This is a genomic window from Pseudonocardia lacus, from assembly GCF_018531445.1.
Classification (GTDB): Bacteria; Actinomycetota; Actinomycetes; order Mycobacteriales; family Pseudonocardiaceae; genus Pseudonocardia; species Pseudonocardia lacus.
Genome location: NZ_JAHDTH010000002.1, coordinates 29,895 through 56,528, shown reverse-complemented (window position 1 = coordinate 56,528; position 26,634 = coordinate 29,895). Strand labels below are relative to the sequence as shown.

General features: G+C 72.9%; 30 protein-coding genes. 15 read left to right on the top strand and 15 right to left on the bottom strand.

Annotation, left to right across the window (positions count from 1 at the left end; all coding sequences use genetic code 11):
• The first annotated feature begins 12 nt into the window (after nt 1-12).
• Genes KIK08_RS00980 through KIK08_RS00965 form a run of 4 tightly spaced genes read left to right on the top strand, consistent with a single transcriptional unit; the run spans nt 13 to nt 3,002 of the window.
• Nucleotides 13-840 carry an undecaprenyl-diphosphate phosphatase gene (locus KIK08_RS00980; protein ID WP_214401012.1) on the top strand — a complete coding sequence of 276 codons (828 nt, stop codon included), beginning with the start codon at nt 13-15 and terminating at the stop codon, nt 838-840.
• 27 nt (nt 841-867) lie between these two features.
• The gene (locus KIK08_RS00975) at nt 868-1,578 is read left to right on the top strand and encodes a histidine phosphatase family protein (RefSeq protein WP_214401011.1); all 711 of its coding nucleotides are present in this window, start codon (nt 868-870) and stop codon (nt 1,576-1,578) included.
• A gap of 56 nt (nt 1,579-1,634) precedes the next feature.
• On the top strand, nt 1,635-2,201 hold the full coding sequence (locus tag KIK08_RS00970) for a DUF3090 domain-containing protein (RefSeq protein WP_214401010.1): 567 nt from the start codon (nt 1,635-1,637) through the stop codon (nt 2,199-2,201).
• Nucleotides 2,202-2,210: 9 nt separating this feature from the next.
• Nucleotides 2,211-3,002 carry an SCO1664 family protein gene (locus tag KIK08_RS00965; RefSeq protein WP_308257303.1) on the top strand — a complete coding sequence of 264 codons (792 nt, stop codon included), beginning with the start codon at nt 2,211-2,213 and terminating at the stop codon, nt 3,000-3,002.
• A gap of 1 nt (nt 3,003) precedes the next feature.
• Here KIK08_RS00965 and KIK08_RS00960 read toward each other — a convergent pair whose 3' ends face one another.
• Nucleotides 3,004-3,849: an EamA family transporter gene (locus KIK08_RS00960; protein ID WP_214401008.1), complete on the bottom strand. Its 846-nt coding sequence runs from the start codon at nt 3,847-3,849 to the stop codon at nt 3,004-3,006.
• Between the two features lie 166 nt (nt 3,850-4,015).
• Between KIK08_RS00960 and KIK08_RS00955 the strand changes: the two genes are divergently transcribed.
• The 3 genes from KIK08_RS00955 to gnd all read left to right on the top strand — a co-directional run bounded on the left by KIK08_RS00955 (nt 4,016) and on the right by gnd (nt 6,964).
• Complete coding sequence (locus tag KIK08_RS00955) at nt 4,016-4,384, top strand: DoxX family protein (protein WP_214401007.1); 369 nt, start codon at nt 4,016-4,018, stop codon at nt 4,382-4,384.
• A gap of 139 nt (nt 4,385-4,523) precedes the next feature.
• Complete coding sequence (locus tag KIK08_RS00950) at nt 4,524-5,396, top strand: LLM class F420-dependent oxidoreductase (protein WP_214401006.1); 873 nt, start codon at nt 4,524-4,526, stop codon at nt 5,394-5,396.
• Nucleotides 5,397-5,503: 107 nt separating this feature from the next.
• Complete coding sequence (gene gnd, locus KIK08_RS00945; RefSeq protein WP_214401005.1) at nt 5,504-6,964, top strand: NADP-dependent phosphogluconate dehydrogenase; 1,461 nt, start codon at nt 5,504-5,506, stop codon at nt 6,962-6,964.
• On the opposite strand, the gene KIK08_RS00940 is transcribed toward gnd, so the two are convergent.
• From KIK08_RS00940 to KIK08_RS00915, 6 genes are all read right to left on the bottom strand, one after another.
• On the bottom strand, nt 6,961-7,554 hold the full coding sequence (locus KIK08_RS00940) for a Uma2 family endonuclease (RefSeq protein WP_214401004.1): 594 nt from the start codon (nt 7,552-7,554) through the stop codon (nt 6,961-6,963). The two genes, gnd and KIK08_RS00940, sit on opposite strands and share 4 nt — an antisense overlap.
• A 61-nt stretch (nt 7,555-7,615) precedes the next feature.
• On the bottom strand, nt 7,616-8,194 hold the full coding sequence (locus tag KIK08_RS00935) for a Uma2 family endonuclease (protein WP_214401003.1): 579 nt from the start codon (nt 8,192-8,194) through the stop codon (nt 7,616-7,618).
• A 58-nt stretch (nt 8,195-8,252) separates the two neighbouring features.
• Complete coding sequence (locus KIK08_RS00930) at nt 8,253-9,251, bottom strand: threonine ammonia-lyase (protein ID WP_308257302.1); 999 nt, start codon at nt 9,249-9,251, stop codon at nt 8,253-8,255.
• 28 nt (nt 9,252-9,279) lie between these two features.
• Nucleotides 9,280-9,936, bottom strand: coding sequence for a DUF6461 domain-containing protein (locus KIK08_RS00925; protein ID WP_214401002.1), 657 nt, complete (start codon nt 9,934-9,936; stop codon nt 9,280-9,282).
• Between the two features lie 100 nt (nt 9,937-10,036).
• Nucleotides 10,037-10,237: a DUF397 domain-containing protein gene (locus KIK08_RS00920; RefSeq protein WP_214401001.1), complete on the bottom strand. Its 201-nt coding sequence runs from the start codon at nt 10,235-10,237 to the stop codon at nt 10,037-10,039.
• Nucleotides 10,238-10,258: 21 nt separating this feature from the next.
• On the bottom strand, nt 10,259-11,107 hold the full coding sequence (locus KIK08_RS00915; RefSeq protein WP_214401000.1) for a helix-turn-helix domain-containing protein: 849 nt from the start codon (nt 11,105-11,107) through the stop codon (nt 10,259-10,261).
• A gap of 169 nt (nt 11,108-11,276) precedes the next feature.
• On the opposite strand from KIK08_RS00915, the gene KIK08_RS00910 reads away from it, so the two are divergent.
• Complete coding sequence (locus KIK08_RS00910) at nt 11,277-11,486, top strand: hypothetical protein (protein ID WP_214400999.1); 210 nt, start codon at nt 11,277-11,279, stop codon at nt 11,484-11,486.
• A 14-nt stretch (nt 11,487-11,500) separates the two neighbouring features.
• Here KIK08_RS00910 and KIK08_RS00905 read toward each other — a convergent pair whose 3' ends face one another.
• The 3 genes from KIK08_RS00905 to KIK08_RS00895 all read right to left on the bottom strand — a co-directional run bounded on the left by KIK08_RS00905 (nt 11,501) and on the right by KIK08_RS00895 (nt 15,694).
• The gene (locus KIK08_RS00905; RefSeq protein WP_214400998.1) at nt 11,501-13,210 is read right to left on the bottom strand and encodes a glycerol-3-phosphate dehydrogenase/oxidase; all 1,710 of its coding nucleotides are present in this window, start codon (nt 13,208-13,210) and stop codon (nt 11,501-11,503) included.
• A 110-nt stretch (nt 13,211-13,320) separates the two neighbouring features.
• Entirely contained in the window at nt 13,321-14,838 is a 1,518-nt protein-coding gene (glpK, locus tag KIK08_RS00900) for a glycerol kinase GlpK (RefSeq protein WP_214400997.1), read from the bottom strand.
• Nucleotides 14,839-14,860: 22 nt separating this feature from the next.
• Entirely contained in the window at nt 14,861-15,694 is an 834-nt protein-coding gene (locus KIK08_RS00895) for an MIP/aquaporin family protein (RefSeq protein ID WP_214400996.1), read from the bottom strand.
• Between the two features lie 146 nt (nt 15,695-15,840).
• On the opposite strand from KIK08_RS00895, the gene KIK08_RS00890 reads away from it, so the two are divergent.
• Nucleotides 15,841-16,605: an IclR family transcriptional regulator gene (locus tag KIK08_RS00890; RefSeq protein ID WP_214400995.1), complete on the top strand. Its 765-nt coding sequence runs from the start codon at nt 15,841-15,843 to the stop codon at nt 16,603-16,605.
• Complete coding sequence (glpK, locus tag KIK08_RS00885) at nt 16,602-18,113, top strand: glycerol kinase GlpK (RefSeq protein ID WP_214400994.1); 1,512 nt, start codon at nt 16,602-16,604, stop codon at nt 18,111-18,113. The genes KIK08_RS00890 and glpK (KIK08_RS00885) overlap by 4 nt, the downstream gene beginning before the upstream one ends.
• Here glpK (KIK08_RS00885) and KIK08_RS00880 read toward each other — a convergent pair.
• The gene (locus KIK08_RS00880) at nt 18,080-19,102 is read right to left on the bottom strand and encodes a helix-turn-helix domain-containing protein (RefSeq protein WP_214400993.1); all 1,023 of its coding nucleotides are present in this window, start codon (nt 19,100-19,102) and stop codon (nt 18,080-18,082) included. The genes glpK (KIK08_RS00885) and KIK08_RS00880 overlap by 34 nt on opposite strands.
• Before the next feature lie 98 nt (nt 19,103-19,200).
• On the opposite strand from KIK08_RS00880, the gene KIK08_RS00875 reads away from it, so the two are divergent.
• Entirely contained in the window at nt 19,201-19,641 is a 441-nt protein-coding gene (locus KIK08_RS00875; protein ID WP_214400992.1) for a nuclear transport factor 2 family protein, read from the top strand.
• Nucleotides 19,642-19,690: 49 nt separating this feature from the next.
• Here the strand turns inward: KIK08_RS00875 and KIK08_RS00870 are convergent, their stop codons facing one another.
• Nucleotides 19,691-20,398, bottom strand: coding sequence for an HAD-IA family hydrolase (locus tag KIK08_RS00870; protein ID WP_214400991.1), 708 nt, complete (start codon nt 20,396-20,398; stop codon nt 19,691-19,693).
• A 77-nt stretch (nt 20,399-20,475) separates the two neighbouring features.
• Here KIK08_RS00870 and KIK08_RS41420 point away from each other — a divergent pair, with 77 nt between their 5' ends.
• The 3 genes from KIK08_RS41420 (at nt 20,476) to KIK08_RS00855 (ending at nt 23,793) form a co-directional block, all read left to right on the top strand.
• Entirely contained in the window at nt 20,476-21,636 is a 1,161-nt protein-coding gene (locus tag KIK08_RS41420) for an App1 family protein phosphatidate phosphatase (RefSeq protein WP_214400990.1), read from the top strand.
• Between the two features lie 124 nt (nt 21,637-21,760).
• Nucleotides 21,761-22,618, top strand: coding sequence for an SCO6745 family protein (locus tag KIK08_RS00860; RefSeq protein WP_214400989.1), 858 nt, complete (start codon nt 21,761-21,763; stop codon nt 22,616-22,618).
• A gap of 149 nt (nt 22,619-22,767) precedes the next feature.
• A complete protein-coding gene (locus KIK08_RS00855) occupies nt 22,768-23,793 on the top strand; it encodes a TerC/Alx family metal homeostasis membrane protein (protein WP_214401061.1) in 1,026 nt (341 codons plus the stop codon).
• Here KIK08_RS00855 and KIK08_RS00850 read toward each other — a convergent pair.
• On the bottom strand, nt 23,786-24,127 hold the full coding sequence (locus KIK08_RS00850; RefSeq protein WP_214400988.1) for a putative quinol monooxygenase: 342 nt from the start codon (nt 24,125-24,127) through the stop codon (nt 23,786-23,788). The two genes, KIK08_RS00855 and KIK08_RS00850, sit on opposite strands and share 8 nt — an antisense overlap.
• A 43-nt stretch (nt 24,128-24,170) precedes the next feature.
• A complete protein-coding gene (locus KIK08_RS00845) occupies nt 24,171-25,244 on the bottom strand; it encodes a hypothetical protein (protein ID WP_308257300.1) in 1,074 nt (357 codons plus the stop codon).
• A 396-nt stretch (nt 25,245-25,640) separates the two neighbouring features.
• Between KIK08_RS00845 and KIK08_RS00840 the strand changes: the two genes are divergently transcribed.
• Nucleotides 25,641-25,940, top strand: a complete 300-nt coding sequence (locus KIK08_RS00840; RefSeq protein ID WP_214400987.1) for a hypothetical protein — start codon at nt 25,641-25,643, stop codon at nt 25,938-25,940.
• Nucleotides 25,941-26,003: 63 nt separating this feature from the next.
• Here KIK08_RS00840 and KIK08_RS00835 read toward each other — a convergent pair whose 3' ends face one another.
• Nucleotides 26,004-26,633: a TetR/AcrR family transcriptional regulator gene (locus KIK08_RS00835; RefSeq protein WP_308257299.1), complete on the bottom strand. Its 630-nt coding sequence runs from the start codon at nt 26,631-26,633 to the stop codon at nt 26,004-26,006.
• Between the last annotated feature and the right edge of the window lies 1 nt (nt 26,634).

Here is a 26,634-nt window from a genome sequence, read left to right as displayed (position 1 = left end):
TACGGTCCCCCGGTGGGTTGGCTGGAAGTGATCGTTCTCGGGATCGTGCAGGGACTGACGGAGTTCCTGCCCATCTCCTCATCGGCGCACATGCGGATCACCTCCGCCGTCTTCTTCGGCAACGACCCGGGGGCCGCGTTCACCGCGGTCACCCAGCTGGGCACCGAGGCCGCGGTGCTGGTGTTCTTCGCCAAGGACATCTGGCGGCTGCTGGCCACCTGGTTCCGCGGCTTCACCGACGCCAGCGTCCGGCGCACCGACGACTACCGCGTCGCCTGGCTGGTGATCGTCGGCACGATCCCGATCGGCGTGCTCGGGGTGCTGTTCGAGGACCAGATCCAGACCGTCGCCCGCAACCTCTGGCTGATCGCCACCACGCTCATCGTCTTCGGCCTGCTGCTGGGGCTCGCGGAGTACCTCGGCCGCCAGCGCATCGAGCTCAACCAGATCCGCCCCGTCGACGGCGTGGTGCTGGGCTTCGCCCAGGCGATGGCGCTGGTCCCCGGGGTGTCGCGGTCCGGGGGCACCATCACCGCGGGGCTCTTCCTCGGCATGACCCGCCCGGCAATCGTGCGCTACTCGTTCCTGCTGGCCATCCCCGCGGTCGTGGCCTCGGGCATCTTCCAGATCCCGGACGTATTCGCCGCCGAGAGCGCCGGCCCGACCGGCCTGCAGATGACCGTGGCCACGGTCATCGCGTTCGTGCTGGGCTACGCCTCCATCGCCTGGCTGCTGCGCTACGTCGAGCGGCACAGCGTCTACCTGTTCGTCTGGTACCGGGTGGTCCTGGGCGCGGTGCTGTTCCTCGCGCTGAGCCAGGGCTGGCTCGCCGCGATCTGACGCCCGGCGCACGTAGGCTCGGACACCGTGCCCACTGTCATCCTGCTCCGCCACGGCCGGTCCTCGGCCAACGTCGCCGGCGTGCTCGCCGGGCGCAGCCCGGGCGTCGAGCTCGACGACACCGGCCGCGCGCAGGCCGAGAAGGTGGTCGGGCGGCTGGAGGGCGTCCCGCTGGCCCGGATCGTCTGCTCGCCGATGACGCGGTGCGAGCAGACGGTCGCGCCGCTGGCCGCGGCGCGCGAGATCACCCCCGTCACCGAGCCCGGCCTCGCCGAGGTCGACTACGGCTCCTGGACCGGGGGCGAGCTGAAGACCCTGGTCAAGGAGCCGCTGTGGAAGGTCGTGCAGGCCCACCCGTCGGCCGCGGTGTTCCCCGACGGTGAAGGACTGGCCGCCATGCAGGCCCGCGCGGTCGCGGCGGTCCGCAGGCACGACGCCGAGGTGGCCGCCGAGCACGGGCCGCACGCGGTCTGGCTGGCCTGCAGCCACGGCGACCTGATCAAGGCGCTGGTGGCCGACGCCCTGGCCACCCACCTGGACAACTTCCAGCGGATCATGATCGACACCTGCTCGATCAGCGTCGTCAGCTACACCGAGACCCGGCCGTTCGTGGCCAGGGTCAACGACGTCGGCGGCGACGTCGCCGGGCTGATCCCGCCGCCGCCGAAGAAGGTGGAGGGCGAGGAGGTGACCGACGCGGCGCCGTCGTCGGACGCCGTCGTGGGCGGCACCACGTAGTTGAGCACGCATCCGGTGTGCCAGCCGCGCCGGAGCGGTCTACTCTCGATGGGGTCATGTCACGCGTCATTCACGTCTTCCGCCGCCCCGAGCGCTTCGTCGCCGGCACCGTCGGCGAGCCCGGAGACCGCTCCTTCTACCTGCAGGCGGTCGAGCAGGCCCGCACGATCAGCGTCCTGCTGGAGAAGCAGCAGGTCTCGGTGCTCGCCGAGCGCATGGCCGCGCTGCTGGAGGAGGTCGCGCGCCGGTTCGGGCCCGACGAGGCCGAGCAGTCCCCGGGTACCGACCTCGACCCGCTGGCCGTGCCGCTGGAGGAGGAGTTCCGCGTCGGCACCATGGGTCTGGGCTGGGACGCCGACTCGCAGTCGATCGTCGTCGAACTGCTCGCGGTGACCGAGGAGGAGGTCGACGAGTCCGTCGTCCTCGACGACACCGAGGAGGGCCCGGACGCGCTGCGCGTGTTCCTGTCCCCGGTGCAGGCCCGCGAGTTCGCCGACCGCGCCGAGCGCGTCGTCTCCGCCGGCCGCCCGCCCTGCCCGCTGTGCGCCGAGCCCCTCGAGGCGAGCGGCCACGTCTGCGTCCGGCTCAACGGGTACCACCAGCGGTCCCCCATCGCCGACTGATCCCACCACGTGCAGCCTCGCGACCCGGCCGTTCCCGCCGTCCTGCGGCACGGTCGCATGGAGATCACCGGGCGGCTGGTCGACGCCTCGAACGCCACGCTGTTCGGCACCGTCGCGCTCGACGGCGTCGAGCTGCAGTGCGTCTACAAGCCGGTGCGCGGTGAGCGCCCGCTCTGGGACTTCCCGGACGGCACCCTCGCCGGCCGCGAGGTCGCCGCGTTCCTGATCTCCGAGGCGGGCGGCTTCCACGTCGTGCCGCACACGGTCCTGCGCGACGGGCCCTTCGGCCCGGGGATGGTGCAGGTCTGGGTCGACACCGGCGACGACGAGCTGGTCGACGTCTGCGCCCCCAGCGAGGTGCCCTCCGGCTGGCTGGGCGTGCTGCGCGCCCGCGGCGACCGGGGCGAGCCCGCGATCCTGGCGCACGCCGACGTGCCCGCGCTGCAGATGATGGCCGCGTTCGACGTGGTGGCCAACAACGCCGACCGCAAGGGCGGCCACGTGCTCGCCGGGGTCGACGGCCACGTCTACGGTGTCGACCACGGGCTCTGCCTGCACTCGGAGCACAAGCTGCGCACGGTGCTGTGGGGCTGGGTCGGGCGGCCGCTGCCCGAGGACGTCGTCGACGCCCTCAAGCGCCTGCGCACCGACCTGGACGGCGGCCTGCGCGACGCGCTCGCCGAGCACGTCACCCGCCGCGAGGTGCGGACGCTGACCACCCGGCTCGACCGGTTTCTGGCCGACCCCTGCTACCCGGGGCCGTCCGGGGGCGGGCCGGCCATCCCGTGGCCCGCCTTCTGAGCTAGCCGGCCGCCAGCAGGGCGATGCCGGCCAGCGCGAGGCCGGCGCCGACGCGCTGCACGCGGCTCGGGCGCTCGTGCAGCAGCAGGAAGGCCAGCCCGACGGTGACCACCGGGTTCAGGGTGGCGATCACCGAGACGACGCTGAGCAGCCCGACCCGGGTGGCCTCGCCGAACGCGAACGTGCCCAGGGCCAGCAGCAGGCCGGGGACCGCGGTGAGCGCGCCGTCGCGCGGGCGCACCCGGACCGGGGCGTGCAGCACGAGCACGCCCACGGCCGTGCTGGTCAGCAGCGCGATCCGCGACCAGAGCAGTGCGCCGGGGGAGGAGTCGGCCGCCGCCTCGGCGTAGGTGGTCAGGAAGGCGCCGAACAGCAGCGCCGCGAGCAGCGCCCAGCCCAGGCCGCGCGACGGGGCGGCGGTCGTGCCCGGTCCGGCCACCGGGGCCGGGCGCCGGGCGGCGAGCGCGATGCCGGTCAGCACGACCGGGATGCCCAGCAGTTGGACGACGCCGGGGCGGTCGCCGGTGGCCAGGCCGACGAGCACGGGCACGATCGCGCCGCTGGACGTGATCGGCGAGAGGACGCTCAGGTTGCCCGTGCGCCCCGCCCGGTAGAAGCACGCCAGCGCCCCGGCGTTGGCGACCCCCGCGGCCAGCGCGAACGCCAGCCCGGAGGCATCCATCGTGACGTCGGCGCCCACGGTGACCAGCACCGAGACGACGAGCCCGGCGAGCTGGCTGCCCAGCAGCACGGTGGCCAGCGGCATCCGCCGGCCCAGCACGGGGGCGAGGTAGTTCGCGACGCCGTACCCGAGCGCCGTGCCCAGCGCGAGCAGGATCGCGAGCACGCTGCCTCCGGTGCGCCGCCGTTGCCACCGGCCGTCGGCGGTCGTCCCATCCTGCCCGCCGCCGTGGCCGAGATCGACTCACGTCACGGTCAGGTGTCGAACCCCCGCCGTGGATGTTCTGAGAGCTAGATTGTTGAGGCTTCATTTTCTGGCGGAGGGTGGTGCCGTGGAGATCGTGGTGTGGGTGCTGCAGGTCCTGGCCGCGCTGGCGTTCCTGGGGGCCGGGCTGATGAAGCTGCTCCGGCCGCGCCCGGCGCTGGTGTCGTCCGGGATGGCGTGGGCCGACGACTTCTCCGACGGCGCCGTCAAGGGCATCGGGGCGCTGGAGGTGGTGGGGGCGCTCGGACTGGTCCTGCCGGCCCTGACCGGCATCGCCCCGGTGCTGGTGCCCCTGGCCGCGGTCGGGCTGGCGCTGGTGATGGTCGCCGCCGCGGTGGTGCACGTCCGGCGCAAGGAGACGCCGGTGCCGCCGCTGGTGCTCGGGGTGCTGGCGCTCGTCGTGGCCGTGCTGCGGTTCGGCCCGTACCCGCTGTGACGTCCTCGCCTAGCACGTTCCGGCCGGCGCTGCCAGAGTGCGTGAGGGCTATGCGGAGCCGCCTCCGGAAGGCGTAGGGTCGGTCTCGGGGGCGCCGTCGCGACGTCCCCGGCACGGACGCCCAGCGAGGAGACGCACAGTGAAGATCGGCCTGCACATCGCGGACTTCACCTACCCGGCCGGGCCGGCGGGCCTGGCCGACGACCTGGCCCGCATCGCGAGCACGGCCGAGGAGGTCGGGTTCGCGCGGATCAGCGTGATGGACCACGTCTGGCAGATCGGCGTGCTCGGCCCGCCCGAGCACGACATGCTCGAGGCCTACACCGCGCTCGGCTACCTCGCCGCGCGGACCTCGAAGGTCGAGCTGCTGGCCTGGGTCACCGCGGTGACCTACCGCGAGCCCGGCATGCTCGCCAAGCTCGTCAGCACCCTGGACGTGCTGTCCAAGGGGCGCGCGTGGCTCGGCATCGGGGCGGCGTGGAACGGCGACGAGGCCCGCGGCCTCGGCCTGCCCTTCCCGTCGACGAAGGAGCGCTTCGAGCGCCTGGAGGAGACGCTGCAGATCTGCCTGCAGATGTGGAGCGAGGACGACGGCCCCTACGTCGGGCAGCACTACAAGCTCGACCGCACGCTCAACGTCCCGCAGACGCTGCAGCGCCCGCACCCGCCGATCCTGATCGGCGGCGGCGGGGAGAAGAAGACGCTGCGGCTGGTGGCCCAGTACGCCCAGGCGTGCAACCTGTTCGGCGGACCCGACCTGGAGCGCAAGCTCGACATCCTGCGCGGGCACTGCGAGGCCGTCGGCCGCGACTACGACGAGATCGAGAAGACCGTCATGGTCCCCCTCGACCTCGGCGGGAACGGCGAGAAGACCGACGAGCTGCTGTCCTCGCTGCAGGCCATGGCCGGCCTCGGTGTGCAGGAGGCACACGGCTGGGTGCCCCGCGTGTGGGAGCCCGGCGTGCTGGAGCGCATCGGCAAGGACGTCATCCCGGCGGCCGAGGAGATGTAGCCGGTGGCGGATCTCCCCCGGAGCGGCCGAACCGGGGGAGATCCCGCCCCGTGTTGACGGGGTAGTCGGTACCGTCGCGCGTACCGAGCCTTCTGCGAGGGAGAACGATGACAGCGTCTGCAGGGTCCACTGGTGCCACCAGCCGGATCGGGGTCAGCGGGCTGGCCGTGATGGGGGCCAACCTGGCCCGCAACATCGCCCGCCGGGGCACCCCGGTGGCGGTGCACAACCGCACCTCCACCCGCACCAAGGAGTTCATGGAGGCCTACGGCGACGAGGGTGCGTTCACCCCCGCCGAGTCCCTCGAGGACTTCGTGGCCGCGCTGGAGCGCCCCCGCCGGATCATCGTGATGGTCAAGGCCGGGGCCCCGGTGGACGCGGTGATCGAGGAGCTCGCGCCGCTGCTCGACGAGGGCGACATCATCATCGACGCCGGCAACTCCCACTTCGACGACACCAAGCGGCGCACCGCCGCGTGCGCCGAGCGCGGCCTGCGGTTCATGGGCGTCGGCGTGTCCGGCGGCGAGGAGGGCGCGCTGCTCGGGCCGAGCATCATGCCCGGCGGCGACCCGGCCGCCTACGCCGAGGTCGAGGAGATCCTCACCAGCATCGCCGCCGTCGTCGACGGCACCCCGTGCTGCGTGCACGTCGGCCCCGACGGTGCCGGGCACTACGTGAAGATGGTGCACAACGGCATCGAGTACGCCGACATCCAGCTCATCGCCGAGGCCTACGACCTGCTCACCCACGTCGCCGGGCTGGACGCGCCGGCCATCGCGCGGATCTTCGAGGAGTGGAACTCCGGCGACCTGGAGTCCTTCCTGATCGAGATCACCGCGAAGGTGCTGGCCAAGACCGACGAGAAGACCGGCGGCCCGCTCGTCGACGTGATCGTCGACGAGGCCCAGCAGAAGGGCACCGGCACCTGGACCGCGGTCGACGCGCTCGGCCTCGGCGTGCCGCTCACCGGCATCACCGAGGCCGTGTTCGCCCGCGGCCTCTCGGCCCTGAGCGCCGAGCGCAAGGCCGCCTCCAAGGTGCTCTCGGGCCCCAATCCGAGCGCCGCGGAGAACCGCCAGGACCTGGTCGACGACATCCGCCAGGCCCTCTACGCGAGCAAGGTCGTGGCCTACGCCCAGGGCTTCGCGCAGATGCGTGCCGCCTCCAAGGCCAACGGCTGGGACCTCGACCTCGGCGCCATGGCCACCATCTGGCGCGGTGGCTGCATCATCCGCGCGCAGTTCCTCAACCGGATCACCGAGGCCTACGCCGAGCACGGCGACGTCGAGAACCTGCTGATGGTGCCCTACTTCACCGAGGCCGTGGCGAACGCGCAGGACGCCTGGCGGCGAGTGGTGATCACGGCGACCGAGCAGGGCGTGCCGGTGCCGGCGTTCGCCAGCTCACTGAGCTACTACGACGCCTACCGCCGCGAGCGGGTGCCGGCCAACCTGATCCAGGGCCTGCGCGACTTCTTCGGCGCGCACACCTACAGGCGCACCGATGCCGAGGGCAGCTACCACACCCGGTGGAGCCAGGACGGCACCGAGGTCCGCACGGACGCCTAGCGCTCCCCGTCCGGGAGGAGTCGCGTCAGGTCGACGCGGGCCGGGAAGGGGGTGTCGGTCTCGAACACCCCCTTCACCGGTTCCGCGCCGACATAGCCGAACTCGCCCCCAAGGTGATAGGCGGTGAGGCTGAAACCGTCGTCGAGATCGATGACCCAGTAGTGGCCGATGCCGGCATCGGCGTATTCGGAGTGCTTGAACACCGAGTCGGTCCGCCGCGAGCTGGGTGAGATGATCTCGACGGCCAGGACCACCTCCGATGCCCGGAGCATCCCTCGCTCTCGTCGCACGCGCTGCATCGCGGTCAGCTGGACGATCGCCACGTCCGGTGCCCGTACCGTCGCCGGCTGGTCGTCCGGCACGAGCTCCAGGTTGACGTCGACGTCCGGCGCGATCCAGAGGTCGGTCGGCAGCGACGGCTGGAGCTGGAAGCCGAGCTGGAACCCCGACGCCTGGTGCTCAGGCATCGCCCGCGGCGCCATCACGAGGTTGCCTTCCTGGAGTTCGATCCGGGACTCGGAGTCCTCCGGGAGAGCGAGGTAGTCGGCGACCGTGAGGTACGACGCCTTCGGCTGCGGAAGGGCGGTCATGGCGACGAGTGTGGCAGGTCTCGGCGGCGGACGGCCGGGGCTGACTGCGGCGCATCGGGGATCACGGCACCAGCTGCGCCAGGTCGATGCGGACCGGGAACGGGTCGTCGGTGTCGTAGACGTCCCTCGTCGACTCGGCGTCTTCGTACTCCGGTCCATCGCCCAGGTGGTAAGCGGTCAAGTCGGGCCCCTCGTGCGGATCGATGATCCAGTAGTGGCCGATGCCGGCGGCGGCGTACTCGGCGCGTTTGACCACCGAGTCCGTGCGGTGGGAACCCGGCTCGCGGATCTCGCCCACCAGCACCAGGTCCGACGCCCGGATCGGTTCGGTCCCGTCGCGGACCCGTTCGAACCCGGCGGCGGTCAGCACGACGATGTCCGGCGTGCGCACGGTGCCGGGTTGATCGGAAGGGACGAGCTGCAGGTCGACGTCCACGCCGAACACGACCGCCGGCCCGGCCGACTGCCGGTCCAGCTGGACGAACAGCTCGGCCATGCACTTCTGATGTCGGAGCGTCGGGCGCGGCTTCACCACGAACGCCCCGTCCTGCAGTTCCAGGCGGATGTCGGTGTTCTCGGGAAGGGCGAGGAACTCGGCTGCGGTGAGCGGGGCCGCCGAGGTGAATGTCATCGCTGTCATGGCACCGACTCTGACAGGATCCCCCGACAACCGTCCGAAGTTATCCACAGGCGGAGAGTTACACCTCCACGGGCACCCGGGGCGGGAACGGGGTGGCGTCGAAGCGCCGCACCCACGCCGCGACGTCCGAGGACGTGACGTTCCCGCCGCAGATGACCAGGCCCAGTCGCGCGTCCGGGCCGACCCGCTCCAGCACCCGCAGCGCCGCCGGCACCAGGCAGCCCGCGGCCGGCTCGGTCCACACCTTGGCCTGCTCGGCCAGCGTCAGCACCCCGCGCACGGCGTCCGCGTCCGGCACCACCAGGACGTCCTCGACCAGCTCGGTCACGTGGTCGAGGGTCAGCTGCGAGACGTGCGGGGCGCTCAGCGTGCTGGCGATGGAGGACAGCCGCACCGGGACCGGGGCCTTCGCAGCGAGGGCCTGGGTCATCGCGTCGGCGCCCTCGGTCTCCACGCCCCACACCCGCACCTCCGGCCGCAGCGCGCGGAAGGCCGTCGCCACACCGGAGATGAACGCGCCGCCACCCACGCTGACCAGCACGTCGGTGACGTCGGGGGCGTCGGTGGCGAACTCCAGGCCCACCGTGCCGTGTCCGGCGAGCACGAGCGGGTCGTCGAAGGGGTGCACGAGGGTCCTGCCGCCGGCCACCAGCTCGTCGAGCAGGGCGAACGCGCCGTCCATGTCGGGGGTGAGGCGCAGGTCGGCGCCGGCCGCGCGCACGGCCGCCTTCGACCGCTCCGGCGCCGACTCGGCCATCACGACGGTGGCCGCGATCCCCAGCGAGCCGGCCACGTCGGCCAGCGCGGTGCCGTGGTTGCCGCCGCTGACCGTGGCGACCCCGGCGGCGCGTTCCTCGTCGGTCAGCGACAGCAGCTTGTGCACCGACGCGCGCGGCTTGAACGACCCGGTGCGCTGCAGCAGCTCCAGCTTCAGCGTCACGGGGACGCCCAGGTGCGCGGTCAGGCCGGGGCTGGGCAGGGTCGGGGTGCGCAGGACGTGCGCCGCGGTGTTCTCCGCGGCCGCCCGGATGTCGTCGATGCCGATCAGCGTGCTCACATCTCGACGCTAGCCCCTGCGAGGGCGGTCAGCCGGGGGTGCTGCCCGGTCCGGGGAACGGCACCCCGGCGACGACCGGTGGCCAGTCGGGCTCGTCGTCGCCCATCCACGACAGCTCGGGCTCGGCCTGTCCGGTGAGCAGCGGTCCCCGTGCGACTGCGGCGTCCAGCCGCACCCCGGACAGCTCCGTCACCAGGTCGAGGGCGGCGACGGCGGGGGAGACGTGGTCGAGGTCGACCGGCACGTCCGGGTCGAGCGCGACACGGCGCATGGCCGCCAGGAAGCGGTCGGCATCCGGGCCGATGCGGCGCGACGGTTCCAGCGGATCGAACGAGCACGTCGACGCACCGTCGCGGAAGTGGCGGAAGCCGGTCAGCCCGGACTCGACCCGGAACACCGACACCGCTCGGCCGCCGGTCGAGAGCGCGCGCAGCTGCGCGTCGTGGTCGCCGCCGAACTCCTCGAACGCGAACCCCCACCCGTCGGCCTCGCCGACCCGGTAGACGTTCGGCTGGTCGAAGAACGCGGCGCCGGCGTCGTGGAAGGTCATCGGCTCGGCCGTCGCCGCGTCGACGTCGAAGGTGGTGAGCACGTCGCCCGGGCTCCGGCCCTCGAAGAACGAGAACCGGAACCCGAGCGGGTAGAACTCCTGGACCCATGCCCATGGCGAGTCGGCGGACCGCATGGGCCGGACGGTAGCCACCGCACGGGGACGATCTCCGGTGCGCCCATCCGGGGTGGGCGGGGCGAACCTCCAGCGGGACCCTGAGGCCGACCGGAGAGCGTCAGCGGCGGTCGAACTCGCCGGCGCGGGTGGCGGTGAGGAAGGCGGCCCAGGCGGCGGTGGTGTGGCGCTGGACGGCGCGGGTGCGGTCCTTGGTGTCGCGCAGGGCCACCCCATCGGTGGGCAGGAACGCCACCTCGACGCAGCTGCCCTCGTTGCCATCGCTGAAGCTGCTCTTGAACCAGTCGAGGCCGGAGGTCATCCGTGGTCCCTTCGTCATCGATCAGCCGATGCGTTCGAGTGCTTTGCGCAGGAGGGCGGCCGAGTCGGCCAAGCCCGCGGCCTCGGTCCGCAGCCGGTCGAAGTAGAGGCTAGCCCGCTCGACGTCCGGTGTCTTGTCCATGATCACCGCGCCGAGGGCGTGCTCGACGTAGGCGATGTCGGGTTCTCCCAGGTCGCCGAAGCTGAGCAGGCTGAAGGGCAAGCCGAGTGCCGGGTGCGCACCGACTGTCGCCGGCAGTACCTGCACTGTGACAGTAGGCAGCTCGATCGCCTGCAGAAGATGGGTCAACTGGGCCCTGTGCACGGCGGCGCCACCGATCGGCCGGTGTAGCGCGGTCTCGTCGATGATGGCCTCCAGGTGCAGCGGCTCGTCCGGATCGACGAGCCGTTCCTGGCGGATCATCCGCATCGCCACCGCGTTCTCCAGGGCTTCACCGGAGCTCCACACGAGCCCGGACACGAAGAGCGCGCGGGCGTAATCAGCGGTCTGCAGCAGCCCCGGCAGGTAGGCGGCGGTGAACTCGCGAACTCGGCTCGCCTCGGTCTCCAGCCCGATCAAGTGGGTTCGCTCGCCACGGCCGAACGCCTGCCACCAGCCCCGCTGCCGGCTGGCCCGGGCCAGCCGCAGCAGCTCGTCCCAGCGGTCGTCGGCGCGGTAGACGTCGAGCATGCTCTTGACCACGTGCACGCTGATCTGCTGCTGCCCGCTCTCGGTGCGGCTCAGCGTGCTCGGGGCGAGGTCCAGCCGGGCCGCGGCGTCCTCCAGGGTCAGCCCGGCCTCCTCGCGCAGCCCGCGCAGCTCGCGGGCCAGCACCCGCCGCCGCACCTGCGACCCGTTGCGCCCGCCCATGCCGTCCCCCCGCCGCGCTCGACCACCGTCACTCTCAGTGGCGGCATGATGGCAGAGGGAATGTGCGACGGGGAATGTGCGACGGGGAATGTGCGACGGGGAACGTGCGGCGCGGAACTTCCGCGCAGCACGATCCGGCGCGGAGCGGCACCGCAAAGGGTCTGGCGCCATGACCGACCTGACCGAAGCCGCCCGGATCGTCGCCGGCTGGCCACGCGTGCTCACCCGCCTGCTCGACACCCACGTCCCCGGGCCGGACGGCCGCTGCCGCGGCTGCACGAGCCAGGTGTCGCTGCCCCCGCGATGGCCGTGCGCGCTCACCGAGTTCGCCCGGCTCGCGGCCGCGACCCCGGGCCACCGCCCAGGACACCCGTCCTGAGCGGCGGCTCGTGCTCAGCGCACCGGGACGATCTCCGGCGCGCCCATCCGGGCGGTGTCGGCGGTCTCGTCGTCGGGCATCTTCTGGCTCTCCCGCTCGGCCTCGACCCGCTTGCGGTAGTGCTCGACCTCCCGCTCGACCTGCTCCTCGCTCCACCCCAGCACGGGGGCGACCAGCCGGGCCGCCTCCTCCACGGCGCCCAGGCCGCGGTCGAAGGTCTCGATCGAGATCCGGGTGCGCCGGGCCAGGACGTCGTCCAGGTGCCGGGCGCCCTCGGACGCGGCCGCGTAGACGACCTCGGCGCGCAGGTAGTCGCCCGCGCCGGCGAGCGGTTCGCCGAGCGTCGGGTCGTCCTTGACGAGTTCGAGGACCTCGTCGACCAGCGAGCCGTAGCGCCCGAGCAGGTGCTCGATGCGGGCCACGTGCAGCCCGTAGCGGTGGGCCAGCTGGTAGCGGGCGTTCTTCATGGCGTCGAAGCCCTCGGCGCCCAGCAGCGGCACCTTGTCGGTCACCGACGGGGGCACCTTGACGTCCAGGGCGTGCACCGCGGCGTCGACGGCGTCCTTGGCCATGACCCGGTAGGTCGTGTACTTGCCGCCGGCCACCACGACCAGCCCCGGCACGGTGTGCGCCACGGCGTGCTCGCGGGAGAGCTTCGAGGTCGACTCCGACTCGCCGGACAGCAGCGGGCGCAGCCCCGCGTAGACGCCCTCCACGTCCTCGTGGGTGAGCGGGACCTCCAGCACCGCGTTGACGTGGTCGAGCAGGTAGTCGATGTCGGCCGCGCTGGCCGCGGGGTGGGCCTTGCCCAGCTCCCAGTCGGTGTCGGTGGTGCCGATGATCCAGTGCCGGCCCCACGGGATGACGAACAGCACCGACTTCTCGGTGCGCAGGATCAGCCCGGAGTCGCCGCGGATCCGGTCGCGCGGGACGACCAGGTGGATGCCCTTGCTGGCGCGGACCTTGAACTGGCCGCGTTCGCCGACCAGGCCCTGGGTCTCGTCGGTCCACACGCCGGTGGCGTTGATGACCTGCTTGGCGCGCACGTCGAAGGTGCGGTCGGACTCCAGGTCGTGGACCTTGGCGCCGGTGACGCGCTCGCCCTCGCGCAGCAGCCCGACGACCCGCGCCCGCGACGCCACGTGCGCGCCGTAGGCGGCGGCCGTGCGGGCGAGGAACATCGTGTGGCGGGCGTCGTCGACCTGCGCGTCGTAGTACTGCAGGGCGCCGACCAGTGCGTCCTTGCGCAGCGACGGCACGATCCGGCGGGCGCCGGTGCGGGTGAGGTGCTTGTGGTGGGGCACGCCGCGGGAACGGCCGGACAGCAGGCCGAGGGTGTCGTAGAGGGCGACGCCCGCTCCGGCGTAGAGCCGCTCCCACCCGCGGTGCTTGAGCGGGTAGATGAACGGCACGGGCCGCACGAGGTGCGGCGCGAGGGTCTGGATGAGCAGCCCGCGTTCCTGCAGGGCCTCGGCGACCAGCCGGAAGTCCAGCATCTCCAGGTAGCGCAGACCGCCGTGGATGAGCTTGCTCGACCTGCTCGACGTCCCGGAGGCGAAGTCCCTCGCCTCGACGAGCCCGACGCTCAGGCCGCGGGTGGCGGCGTCGAGGGCGGCTCCGCTGCCCACGACACCGCCACCGACGACCAGCACGTCGAGTTCGGTCGAGCCCATCGCCTCCAACGCGGCCTCGCGGGCCTGCGGGGAGAGCGCGACCGATCGCATGATCTGTTCCCTTCTTCGGTGGTACACCGTTGAGAACGAAGTTGTCGTGATCAACAAGGCCTGTCGATCACGACAACTTCGTTCTCGACGGGGTGGACCGGGGGGAGAGGTCAGTCGACGTCGACCCAGTCCAGGGTGCGCTCGACGGCCTTCTTCCAGCGCGCGTAGCCCTCGTCGCGCTGCTCCTGGCTCCACTGCGGCTGCCAGTTCTTCGACTCGTTCCAGTTCTGCCGCAGCTCGTCGGTGTTCTTCCAGAACCCGACGGCCAGCCCGGCCGCGTACGCGGCACCGAGCGCGGTGGTCTCGGCGACCACCGGCCGGCTCACCGGCACGCCCAGCACGTCGGCCTGGATCTGCATGCACAGCTCGTTGGCGGTGACCCCGCCGTCGACCTTGAGCACGTCCAGGTGGACCCCGGAGTCCTTCTCCATCGCCTCCGCGACGTCACGGCTCTGGTAGCAGATCGCCTCCAGGGTGGCCCGCGCCAGGTGGGCGTTGGTGTTGTACCGGGAGAGCCCGACGATCGCGCCGCGCGCGTCCGATCGCCAGTACGGCGCGAACAGCCCGGAGAACGCCGGCACGAAGTACACGCCGCCGTTGTCCTCGACCTGACGGGCCAACGACTCGCTCTGCGACGCCCCGGAGATGATCCCGAGCTGGTCGCGCAGCCACTGCACGGCCGACCCGGTGACCGCGATCGAGCCCTCCAGGGCGTAGACCACGGGCTCGTCGCCGAACTTGTAGCAGACCGTGGTCAACAGCCCGGCGTTCGAGCGGACCAGCTCGGTACCGGTGTTGAGCAGCATGAAGTTGCCGGTGCCGTAGGTGTTCTTCGCCTCGCCGGGGGCGAAGCACACCTGCCCGACCGTGGCGGCCTGCTGGTCGCCGAGGTCGCCGGTGATCAGCACCTCGCCGCCGAGCGGGCCGGTGGCCAGGGTCGACCCGTAGCCCTCCGGGCACGAGCTGGGCTTGATCTCGGGCAGCATGCTGCGGGGGATGTTGAAGAACCCGAGCAGCTCGTCGTCCCAGTCGAGCGTCTCGAGGTTCATCAGCATCGTGCGGCTGGCGTTGGTCGGGTCGGTGACGTGCACGCCGCCGTCGCGACCGCCGGTGAGGTTCCACAGCAGCCAGGTGTCGGTGTTGCCGAAGATCGCGTTGCCGCTCTCGGCCGCCTCCCGGGCACCCTCGACGTTCTCCAGGATCCACTGGATCTTGCCGCCGGAGAAGTAGGTGGCCGGCGGCAGGCCGGCCTTCCGCCGGATCGTCTGGCCGCGCTCGTCGCGGTCGAGCGCGGAGGCGATCCGGTCGGTGCGGGTGTCCTGCCAGACGATCGCGTTGTAGAGCGGGCGCCCGGTGCGCTTGTCCCAGACGACCGCGGTCTCGCGCTGGTTGGTGATGCCCAGCGCGGCCAGGTCGGAGGCCTGCAGGTTGCACTTGTTCAGGGCGGACTGCAGGACCGCCGAGGTGCGCTCCCAGATCTCCACCGGGTTGTGCTCCACCCAGCCGGCCTGGGGGAGGATCTGCTCGTGCTCGAGCTGGTGGCGGCCCACCTCGTTGCCCGAGTGGTCGAAGATCATGAATCGGGTGCTGGTCGTGCCCTGGTCGACGGCGCCGACGAAATCGGCCATGGTGGCTCCCCTTCGGTGCGGATCAGGCGTTCGGGCTGGTCTCGCTGCTGGCCGTCTTCCCGGCCTCGGGAGCGATGAGCTCCCCCTCGGCGGGCAGGAAGCCCTCGACGGCGAACTTCCACAGTGCGCCGCCCACCAGGCCGCCGATGATCGGCGCCACGATGGGCAACCAGAAGTACAACGCCCCGTTCTGGTCGTACAGCGCGGTTTCGTAGCCGGTGATCAGGGTGAGCAGCCGGGGGCCGAAGTCGCGCGCCGGGTTGATCGCGTACCCGGCGTTCGCGCCCCACGCCATGCCGATGCCGACCACCAGCAGCCCGATGATCAGCGGGGCCATGTTGCTCAGCGGCGGGTTGTTGGTCGCCGTGACCAGCGCGAAGACGACGAACACCAGGATCGCGGTGCCGACGATCTGGTCGAAGAAGGCGGTCGGGATGCTGACGCCGTCGAGGCCGTTGCCGGGCAGCGTGGAGAAGATGCCCTGGGTCTTGATGGTGTGGTCGGGGTCGACCTTGAAGATGAGGTCGGCGTAGACGACCCGGACGATGGCCGCGGCGACGAACGCACCGGCGGTCTGGGCCAGCGAGTAGGGCAGCACCTTGCGCCACGGGAAGCCCTTGAACGCGGCCAGCGCAACGGTGACCGCCGGGTTGATGTGGGCCCCGGACAGCCGGGCGGCGACGTAGACGCCCATGGTCACGCCGATGCCCCAGGCCCAGGCGATCGAGTCGTGGTCGCCCATGCCGCCGTCGGCGTTCGTGACGACCTGCGCCACCACGCCGACGCCGAACAGGATCAGGATCATCGTTCCGAGGAACTCGGCGATCAGTTCGCCGAGGTACGAGTTCTTCGCCATCGAAGTCCTCCTTGTCTCCCCGCTTCCGATGTCGGGGGTGCGACGGACGCTAGGAACGGGCACGGTGCCGGTCAACGCCGTCCGTTCGGCATTGTCGAACCGGGCGGACGAGCAGCGTCACATCCGGGGAGCGCTACTGTCGATCCGTGCCGGGGTCCATCCAGTCGATCGAGCGAGCCGCGGCCGTGCTGCGCCTGCTCGGCAGCACCGAGCGGTCGCTCGGGCTGGGCGAGATCGCGGCCGCCCTCGACCTGCCCCGCCCGACCGCCCACGGCATCGTGCGCACGCTGCGCGAGGTCGGGTTCGTCGACCAGGACGTCGGAAGCCCCCGCTACGTGCTCGGCCGTGGATTGCGCGAGCTCGACCGAGGCGGCTGGGACCCGCACGACCTGCGCGCGCACGCCATGAACTGGGCCGACTCGCTGGCCGGCAGCACCGGACACGCGGTGCTGCTGGGCGTGGCCGGCGACGGCGGCGTGCGGCTGGTGCACCACGTCTTCCGCCCCGACGGCTCGCCGCAGCGCATCCGCACCGGCGAGCACCAGCCGCTGCACGCCACCGCGCTGGGCAAGTGCCTGCTGGCGTTCGCCCCGGTGGCCACCCCGCCGGTGCGCGACCTCGACCTGCACGCCTGGACGGGGCGCACGTGCGCGACGGTCGCCGCGCTGGAGGCCCACCTGGGGGTGACCCGCCGCCGGGGCTGGGCCAGCGACGTGGGGGAGTACCGCAGCGGGGAGGGCAGCGCGGCGGCGCCGCTGCGGGCGAGCGGGGGGATCGTGGTCGGCGCGCTCGCGGTCGTCGGGCCGGTGGAGGGCCTGTTCGGGGTGGGTGGCGAGCTGCGCAAGGGCACCGCGGAGCAGCTCCTCGCGGCCGCCCGGGAGATCTCCCAGACGCTGGCGGTGGCGGTGTGAGCGAGCGCGTGGTCGCGGCGATCGACCAGGGCACCACGTCGACGCGGTGCCTGCTGTTCAACCGGGCCGGCCGGATGGTGGCGGTGGCCCAGCGCGAGCACCGCCAGCACTACCCGCAGCCCGGGCGCGTCGAGCACGACGCCGCCGAGATCTGGCGCAACGTCACGCGGGTGGTGCCGGCCGCGCTGCGCCGGGCCGGGCTGGAGCCGGGCAACATCGTCGGGCTCGGCATCGCCAACCAGCGCGAGACCAGCGTCATCTGGAACCGGCACACCGGCGCGCCACTGGCCCGGGCGATCACCTGGCAGGACACCCGCACCGACGGCATCGTCGCGCGCCTGGTCGACGACGGCCACGGCCCGATGATCAAGGAGATCTGCGGGTTGGCCCCGGCCACCTACTTCGCCGGCCCGCGGCTGCGCTGGCTGCTCGACCACGTGCCCGGTGCCCGGGCCGGTGCCGAGACGGGCGACGTGCTGTTCGGGACGATGGAGACCTGGCTCATCTGGTGGCTCACCGGCGGCCCGGACGGCGGCCGGCACGTCACCGACGTCACCAACGCCAGCCGCACGATGCTGATGGACGTCTCGACGCTGAGCTGGTCGCCGAAGCTGCTGGAGCTGCTGCGGATCCCGTCGCGGATGCTGCCGGAGATCCGCTCCAACTCCGAGGTCTACGGCCGGTGCACCACGGTGCTGCCCGGCGTGCCCGTCGCAGGCGCGCTCGGCGACCAGCAGGCCGCGCTGGTCGGGCAGGTCTGCTTCGCGCCCGGCGAGGTGAAGTGCACCTACGGCACCGGGGCGTTCCTGCTGATGAACACCGGCTCGCGGCTGGCCGAGTCGGCGCACGGGCTGATCCCGACGGTGGGCTACCTGTTCGGCGAGCGCCCGGTGTACGCGCTGGAGGGCGCGATCGCGATGACCGGCTCGCTGGTGCAGTGGTTCCGCGACTCGCTCGGCATGATCGACACCGCGGCGCAGATCGAGACGCTGGCCACGAGCGTCGCCGACAACGGCGGCTGCTACATCGTGCCGGCATTCTCCGGGCTGTACTCGCCGCGCTGGCACCCGGAGGCCCGCGGGGTCATGGTCGGGCTGACCTCGTTCATCAACCGCGGCCACCTGGCGCGCGCGGTGCTGGAGGCCACCGGCTGGCAGACCCGCGAGGTGGTCGACGCGATGAACGTCGACTCCGGGGTGACGGTCAGCCGGCTCAAGGTCGACGGCGGCATGACCGCCAACCACGTGTTGATGCAGTTCGTCGCCGACGTCCTGGACGTGCCGGTGGAACGGCCGCTCGGGTCGGAGGCGGTGTCGCTGGGCGCGGCCTACGCGGCCGGGCTGGCCGTCGGGTACTGGCCGGACATCGAGGTGCTGCGGGCCAACTGGCACCGGGCGGCGGCATGGGAGCCGGCGATGGACCCGGGGCTGCGCGAGCGGGAGCGGGAGAACTGGGGGCGGGCGGTGAACCGCAGCTACGGCTGGGTGCAGAGCCCCTCCGCCGACTGACCGCCGATGCGCCGTGCCGCTGCCCGCACCGCCTCGGCGTCGGGGCCGAGGTCGTCGTCGGTGGCGCCGAGCAGCGCGGCCGGCGTCGGGAACGCGTGGGTCAGGCCCAGCGGGCCCAGGCCCGGCACCGGTCGGCCCAGGCGCCCGACGATGCGCCCGACGGCATCGCGGCCGCCGACGGCCGCCCGCACCGCGGGTTCGACCGGGTCCCACGGCGCGCGGTCGGTGACCAGCAGCCGGGCCCGGTGCATCAGGCCCGTCAGCCCGTGCAGGCGCGGGACGTGCACGACGAGGAGCGCGCCGTCGGGCCCGGGGCGGATCTCGAGCACACCGGGGTCGCCGTGCACCGTGATCACCCGGCGGTAGCCGGACCCCGACACGTGCTCGACCCCGGGCGCGGCCTCATCGGCGCGCCGGTCCAGCCAGGATGCGAGGTCGACGTTCGGGAGGTCCGGGAACCGCAGGGCCAGCCCGCCGTCGGCGACCAGCCGGTCGGCCCGTCGGCGGCGGGCCCGCAGCGCCCGGGGCGCCTCGCCGAACGTGTCGCGCATCTGCCGGTTGAACTGCCGGAGGCTGCCGAAGCCCGCGGCGAACGCGACGTCGGCGACCGGGAGGTCGGTGTCGTCGAGCAGTCGGCGGGCGAGGTGGGCGCGCCGGGAGCGGGCGAGCTGGTCCGGGGTGGCGCCGAGGTGCTCGACCACGCACCGGCGCAGGTGCCTCGCGGACGTGGCGAGCCGGCCGGCCAGCCCGGCCTCGTCGGTGTCGTCGAGCAGCCCGGCCGCGATCAGCTCGACGGCCCGGGTGACCAGCGGCGGACCGGTGGCGTCGAGGTCGACGCGGTAGGGCCGGCAGCGGTGGCAGGCGCGGTACCCGGCGACCTCGGCCGCCGCGGCGGACGGGTGGTGGCGGACGTTGTCCGGGTGCGGTCGCGCCGAGCACCCCGGCACGCAGTAGATGCCCGTCGTGACGACGGCGCGGACCCCGGTCACCGCACCAGCATCGGACCGGCGGGTGCGCGGCACCAGCCGCATCCGGACATGTCCGGAAGCGGCCGGAACCAGGCGGGCCGCCCGGACACGCTCGTGCCGTGCGAACAACAACAGCCAAGGACGTCGTGCTCGACGCGTGGAGGACGTTCGGCTCCCGCGACCCGGAGCGGGTCGGCGCGGTCTTCACCGGGGACGCCGAGTGGCTCGCCCCGCCGGGGAACGCCGCGGCGCGCCTGGTCGGTGGCCACCACCTGGTGGGCCGGGAGCGCATCGTCCGGTTCCTGGTCGAAGAGTTCCCCGCGGTGTTCGGCACCGGAATCAGCAGCGAGGTGGGGGAGGTGGTCGGGGAGGGGGACGTCGTCGTCCTGCAGACGCGGCTGCGCTCGACGCTGCCGAACGGCCGGCGCTACGACAACGACTACTGCTTCCTCGTCGATGTCCGCGACGGGCGCATCCACCGGGTGCGCGAGCACCTCGACACCCATCGCGGTCTGCTGGCCTTCGGCCTCGTCGACGACCCGGGTGCGCCGACCGCCTGAGCCCGCCCGTGCCCCCGGCTCCGCTCCGTCGAGAACGAAGTTGTCGTGATCAAACCGGCCTGTTGATCACGGCAACTTCGTTCTCGACGGGGAGGCGGCCGGTGGTGCGCCAGGTGAGCAGGGCGTCGGCGAGGGCGTCGACGTCGGGGACGACGAGGGCGGCGTCGGCGAGCTCCTCAGGGGTGGTGGCGTAGCCCCAGGCGACGCCGATGGCGGGCACGCCGTGCTCGGCGGCGCCCTCGACGTCGTGGTGGCGGTCGCCGACCATGACGACCGGGTCGCGGGTGGGGTCGATGTCCAGGCGGTCGAGCACGGAGGCGACCACCAGGCCCTTGCCGACCCGCCCGCCGACCGGGTCGGAGCCGCCGACCAGGGCGAAGTGCCGGGTCAGGTCGAGCCCGTCGATGATCTCCGCGGCCAGGCGCTCGGGCTTGGCGGTGGCCAGCGCGAGGCGGAAGCCGGCGAGGCGGTCGAGCAGGTCGGCGATGCCTGGATACAGGGGCGTGTGGGTGGCGGCGACGGCGCCGTAGGACGAGCGGTAGGCGGTGACGGTCGCGGCGACCTGCTCGTCGGTCAGGCCGAGCTGGGGCAGCGCGTACTCGAACGGAGGCCCGACCAGGGGGCGCAGCTCCTCCGGCGCGAACGTCGGGCCGCCCGCTGTCAGGATGGCGGCGGCCAGGTGCTCGGTGATCAGCGCGGCGGAGTCGGTCAGGGTGCCGTCGAGGTCGAGCAGGACGGTGGGCGGACCTTCGTTCACTGATCCGAGCCTACGTCGTCGGGGCCGCCGCCACCCCCGCATTGGCGGGCGGCGGCCACGTGCGGTAGGTCTGCGTGGTGCACGACACACGACTGAGCCGGGCGGTCGTCCGGATGGCGATGGTGGTCGAGGACGCGCTGCAACTGGTCCTGCTGGGGCTGCTGCGCCTGCGCGGGCGCCACCACCCGACGATCGTGCCGTTCATCGGCAACGGCACCCCGCACCGGGTCCGCGTGCACGCCCGCGTGCTGCTCGGGCGCCACGAGGCCGACGCCCCGGCGACCGCGGTGCCCGGCGCGCCGGCGCCGACCGTGCGGTCGCGGCGAGCGATCCTGCGGGCGAGCCTGGCCCGGTTCCTGACCGTGGAGGTCGCCGACGCGCGCGTGCGGGTGACGCTCGGCGACCACGTCATCGGGGCCAGAGCCGACCGCGAGGGCTACCTCGACGTCCTCGTCGAGCCCTCCGAGCCGCTGACGCCCGGCTGGCACGACGTCGAGCTGGCCCTGCCCGACGGCACCGCGGTGACCGCCAAGGTCGTGGTCGTCGACCCGCAGGCGCGGATCGGGCTGGTCAGCGACGTCGACGACACCATCCTGGAGACCGGCATCGGCCGCGGCATGGCGTTCATCCGGGCGGCGCTGCTCACCGAGGTCCAGAACCGCAGTCCGCTGCCCGGGGCGGCCGCGCTCTACAACGCGTTCACCGAGCGGCCGGGCGAGCCGCTGCGCCCGGTGTTCTACGTGTCCACCAGCCCGTGGAACCTGCACGAGATGCTGCTGGAGTTCATCGCCCTGCGGAAGTTCCCGCTGGGACCGCTGCAGCTGACCGACTGGGGCCCGTCGCGGGAGGGGCTGCTGCGGATCAGCGCCACCGCCCACAAGACGGGCCTGGTGCGCCGGATGCTGGCCGAGCACCCGCACCTGCGCCTGGTGCTCATCGGCGACAGCGGCCAGCTGGACCCGGAGATCTACGCCGCGCTGGCCCGCGAGCACCCCGACCGGATCGCCGCGGTCTACATCCGGCGCACCGCGCACGACGCCCCCAGCCGTACGGCTCAGGTGGACGAGCTGGCCGCCGAGATCACCGCGGCCGGGGTGCCGATGCTGGCCGCCAACGACAGCGTGGAGATCGCCGCGCACGCCGTCGCGCTGGGCCTGCTCGACGCCTCCGCGCTGCCCCAGGTGCGCGAGGGCGTGCGGGCGGCGGCGCGGGAGCGGCTGGTGCTGCTCAAGGGCTGACCGGGAACTCCGCGCCACCCCGCCGTCGAGAACGAAGTTGTCGTGATCAACAGGGCGGATTGATCACGACAACTTCGTTCTCGACGGTGGGGGCGTGGGGGAGAAGCGGTCTACGGTGACCGCTATGGAGCCCAGGGACGCCGGCCGGATCGCGCGCGGACTCGAACCGCTGCACTCGATGACCTACTTCGCGCCGGAGACCGAGCAGTACCTGACGCAGGCCGGGCTCAAGCCCGGCCGGATGTCCTACTTCGCCGGGCGGTCGGCGCCGATGGGCGCGGTGGGGGCCGCGGTCGTGGCGGCGGCGTTCTACAACTTCAACCCCGCCCTGGTGGCCAGGTCGATCCCGGCGGCGTGGGCGCTGGCCTCCCCTGCCGACGTCGTGGCGGCCCGGTTCGCCTCGGTCGACGCGGCGCTGCGCCGCATGCTCGGCGACGAGGTCCTGGCCTCCCCGGAGGTGGCCGAGGCCGCCGGCCTGGCCCGGCGGGCGGCCGAGGCGGCGCGGCCGGAGGGGCGCCCGCTGGGTGCGGCGCACCTGTCGGTCGAGTGGCCCAACGAGCCGCATCTGGTGCTCTGGCACGCGCTGTCGATCCTGCGGGAGCACCGCGGCGACGGTCACATCGCGCTGTTGATCGACGCCGGGCTGTCCGGGATCGAGGCCATCGTCAGCCACGTCGCCAGCGGCAAGGGGTTCCTGCGGGCGTTCGCGCAGGCCAGCCGGGGCTGGTCGGAGGACGAGTGGGCCGCGGCGGCGGCCGGGTTGACCGAGCGGGGACTGCTCGACGGCGACGGCGCGCTCACCGAGCAGGGCGCCGACCTGCGCAAGCGCCTGGAGGTCGACACCGACCGGCTCGGCTTCGGACCGTGGGCGCACCTGGGCGCCGAGGGCGCCGCACGGCTGGGCGAGCTGGGCGGTGGCGTGGTGCGCGCGCTGCTGGCCGCGGGCTGCTTCCCGTCCGAGGTCTTCCCCGCGCGACGCTGATCGGGCCGGCGGCCCGTGTTGCCGAGTGCCGTCGCGGGGTGTTCGCTACCACTTCCGCGTCCGGCCCGGAACGCGGTGGCCCGGCACGGCCGTTGGGTAAAGAGTCGGTAATACTCTTCCCAAGGACCCGGCGGCGAGGTGGAGGCGTGGTGCAGGAGATCAGTTGGCTCACCTGGGGGGTGACCATCGCCCTGGTCGTGGGCCTGCTGGCCCTCGACCTGGTGCTGGCCGCGATGCGGCCCCATCGCGTCGGGTTCAGGGAGGCGACCGCATGGTCGGTCTTCTACATCGCGGTGGCGATCGCGTTCGGCGTCTGGTTCGCCGCGGCCTACGGCGGTGACGCCGGCACCCAGTACTTCGCCGGCTACATCGTCGAGAAGAGCCTCTCGGTCGACAACCTGTTCGTCTTCGTGATCATCATGACCACGTTCGCCGTGCCCGAGGAGCACCAGCACAAGGTGCTGACCTTCGGCATCGTGCTGGCGCTGATCATGCGCGCGATCTTCATCGCGGTGGGCGCCACGCTGCTGACGCTGTTCTCGTTCATGTTCCTGCTGTTCGGGCTGCTGCTGATCTACACGGCGGTGCAGCTGTTCCGCCACCGCGACGAGGACCCCGACGTCGAGGACAACGTGGTCGTCAAGACCGCGCGCCGCGTCCTGCCGGTCACCGAGGAGTACGACGGCGGCAAGATCATCACTCGGGTCGACGGCCGGCGGATGGTCACCCCGCTGCTGGTCGTGCTGGTCGCCATCGGCGGCATCGACCTGCTGTTCGCGCTCGACTCGATCCCGGCCGTGTTCGGCGTGACCTCCGAGCCGTTCATCGTCTTCGCCGCCAACGCCTTCGCCCTGCTGGGCCTGCGCGCGCTGTTCTTCCTGGTGAAGGGCCTGCTCGACCGGCTGGTCTACCTGTCGACCGGGTTGGCGATCATCCTGGGGTTCATCGGCGTCAAGCTGATCCTGCACTGGTTGCACGTCGACATCTCCGAGTCCGTCCCGGAGATCTCCACGCCGGTCAGCCTTGGCGTGATCGTGGGGGTGCTGGTCGTGGTCACGGTGGCGAGCCTGATCAAGACCCGCAACGACCCGACCGCCAAGGCGCACGCCGGCTCGCTCAAGGCCAGCCGCAAGCCCACCGAGGAGCGCTCGGAGCGGGGCGGTTCGGTCAGTTGAGGCCGGGGCCGCCCAGCGGGGTGAGATCGACCAGCTCGGGCGGCCCGGCCAGCAGTTCCAGCACCTCGCCGATGCCGACCTCGCCCATGCCACCCGACAGTGCCTGGTCGGAGGCCTCGGCGTCGCTCCAGATCTCGGTCACCCACACGGTGTCGGGCTCGTCCGGGGAGAGGTTGATGACGTACATCTCGCAGCCGGGCGCGGCGCGCAGGCCCTCCGCCACCCGCAGCAGCGTGGCGGCGAGCGCGCGGCCCTGCCCCGGCTGGGCCACCATCCGCACGTAGCGGCCGACCCGTGTGTTCGACCCGGTCGCGGGCCCTTGCTGCGCTGTCATCGCCGCCACCGTAGTGGGCCGCGGACGCTCGGCCCGCAACAGGTCAGATGCCGTAGGGCCAGATGGTGAGCGCGTAGCCGCCGAACCACGCCGAGCCCAGCGCCACCGCGACCAGCACGCCGACCGCGGTGCCGATGCGCCGGCGGGCGAGCCCGAGCGCCACCGGGACGAGCAGTACGAACGCCGGAACGAGCAGGCGCAGCTTGGCGTTCATCAGACCCTCGGTGCCCCAGACGGTGAGCAGCGCGATCGCCCCGTAGACCAGCAACGGCCACGGCACCCGCAGGCGCGCGAGCAGTCCGAGCAGCACCAGGCTCCCGGCGAACGCGACCAGGGTGAGCACGTCGAACACCCGCTCGCCGCCGAGCAGCACGGCACCGAGGTACTCCGCGGTGGCGCCGCCGCCGTCGAAGTACCAGCCCCAGCCCTCGCGCTGGATCGCGAACCAGCCGTCGGGGCGGCCGGTTCGCACGGCCACGTACCCGAGGTAGCCGATCACGCCCGTCGTGGCCAGCAGGCCGCCGGCCCACGGGCGCCACCCCGCTCGCCCGGCGCGGACGTCGGCGACGGCGGCGACCAGCGCGGCCAGCCCGACCGCGGCCACCAGTGCGGTGGCGGTCGGGCGGACGAGCCCCGCCGCCGCCGCCCACGCACTGGCCAGCAGCCACTGCCCGCGCAGGACGCCCACCAGCGCCCACGCGGCCGCCGCGCAGAACAGGGCCTCGGTGTAGCTCATCGACAGCACCACGGCCATCGGCGTGGCCGCGAACAGCCCGGCGAGCAGCAGGCCCGCCCGGCGCGACCCGCCGGGGACGAGCTCGCCGATCCTGGCCAGCGCGTGGGCGGCGACGACCCCCGCGACGAGCGAGACCAGCAGCCCCGCCGCCTCGAACGAGCCGGACGTGATCCACGAGGTGGCCCAGACGACACCGGGGTAGCCGGGGAAGAAGCCCAGCGCCGTCTCGGCGGTGCGGTTGCCGAACGCGTCCAGGTGGTCGGCGGGCAGGCCCGCGTAGCCGTGCTCGGCCAGGGCGAGCAGCCAGGCGCCGTCCCAGGTGGTCAGCTTGCGGACGACATCGGAGCCGGCCCGCGCGGACATCACTGTCAGTACTGCCACACCCGTCGCCCGAACGGCCAGGAAGACCAACGCCGGAGCGATCGCGTGCAGCAGGGCGCTCGGACGTCCGGACGCCGCCGCCGTCGGCGACGCGGAATCGGCGGGGTGTCGGACCTGGTCACCGGTTGTCATGTCGCTGGTGGTCATGGATCGCCGCCGTTCGGGTGGCGGGGGTCGCCCTGATCGGGTGGCGGCACGCCGGTACCGTAGCGCCCGGCAACAGACCGGGGTGATCACGGAACGTAGGCGTCTTTCCGTCAGATGGCCGCTCCGGCCCGTTGAACCGCAGGCTCCTCCGCGCCGTCTGGTGTGCGGAGGGTGTCGACAACAGGAGTCGGGGACCGCCCATCGCATCGGCGGGTGCTCCACCATCATGCGAAACGAGGGGGACGGACTGTGAGCAGCGGTTACAACCAGGGGGGCTTCGCTCCGCCGCCGCAGGGCGGATACCCGGGGCAGGCGCCGGGGTTCGGTCCGCAGGGCGCTCCGCCCCGCCCGCCGGCCGGCGGCGCGAAGCCCGTGCCGCCGGTGGTCATCTGGATCATCCTCGCGGTCACGGCGCTGAACCTGATCCTGACCTCGGTCTCCTTCTTCCGGGGCCTGGCGGCCGAGTCGGCGGCCCGTGACGCGCTCGAGCAGTACCAGGATTCGCTGGGCGGGCTGGACCCGGGCAACTTCCCCAGCCTGGGCGGCTGACCGGCGCCACGACGAGGGCCCGGACCGGGATCGGTCCGGGCCCTCGGCGCGTCCGGGCTCAGGTCAGCGATCCCGCAGCACGGCGAGCGCGGCGCCGACCGCCCGGCTCAGCCGCTCGCGCACCTGCGCGGGGTCGGGGGTGTCCTCCCCGTCGAGCAGGGCGTCCAGCGCCCCGCCGACGGCGCCGGTGAAGGCGCCTACCAGCGCGGCCGCGTCGACCGCGTCGAGCTCGTCGGGGTAGGCGGCGTGCAGGTGCCGGGCGATCTCGCGCTGGGCGTCCTGCTGCATCTGCAGGGCGCGCCCGCGCACCGCGGGCACCGTGCGGATCAGCTGCATGCGCAGCGCGGCGCGCGGGCCCACCAGGTCGTCGCTGGCCACGATCGCGGGGTGGGCGAGCGCCTTGACCAGCACGTCGGCCGGGCGGTCGTCGGGTGCGCGCTCGTCGATGCTCCTGATGGCCACGGAGACGCGCTCGTCGGCCTCCGGGAACAGCACCTCCTCCTTGCTGGCGAAGTGGCTGAAGAAGGTGCGGGTGCCGATGTCGGCGGCGGCCGCGATGTCGGCGACCGTCGTGGCGTCGTAGCCGTTGCGGGTGAAGAGCTCGGTGGCCGCCTCGACCAGTGCCCGGCGGGTGCGGGCGCGCTTGCGCTCGCGCAGGCCCGGGCGCGGTTCGGGCGGGGTCGGCGACGGCACC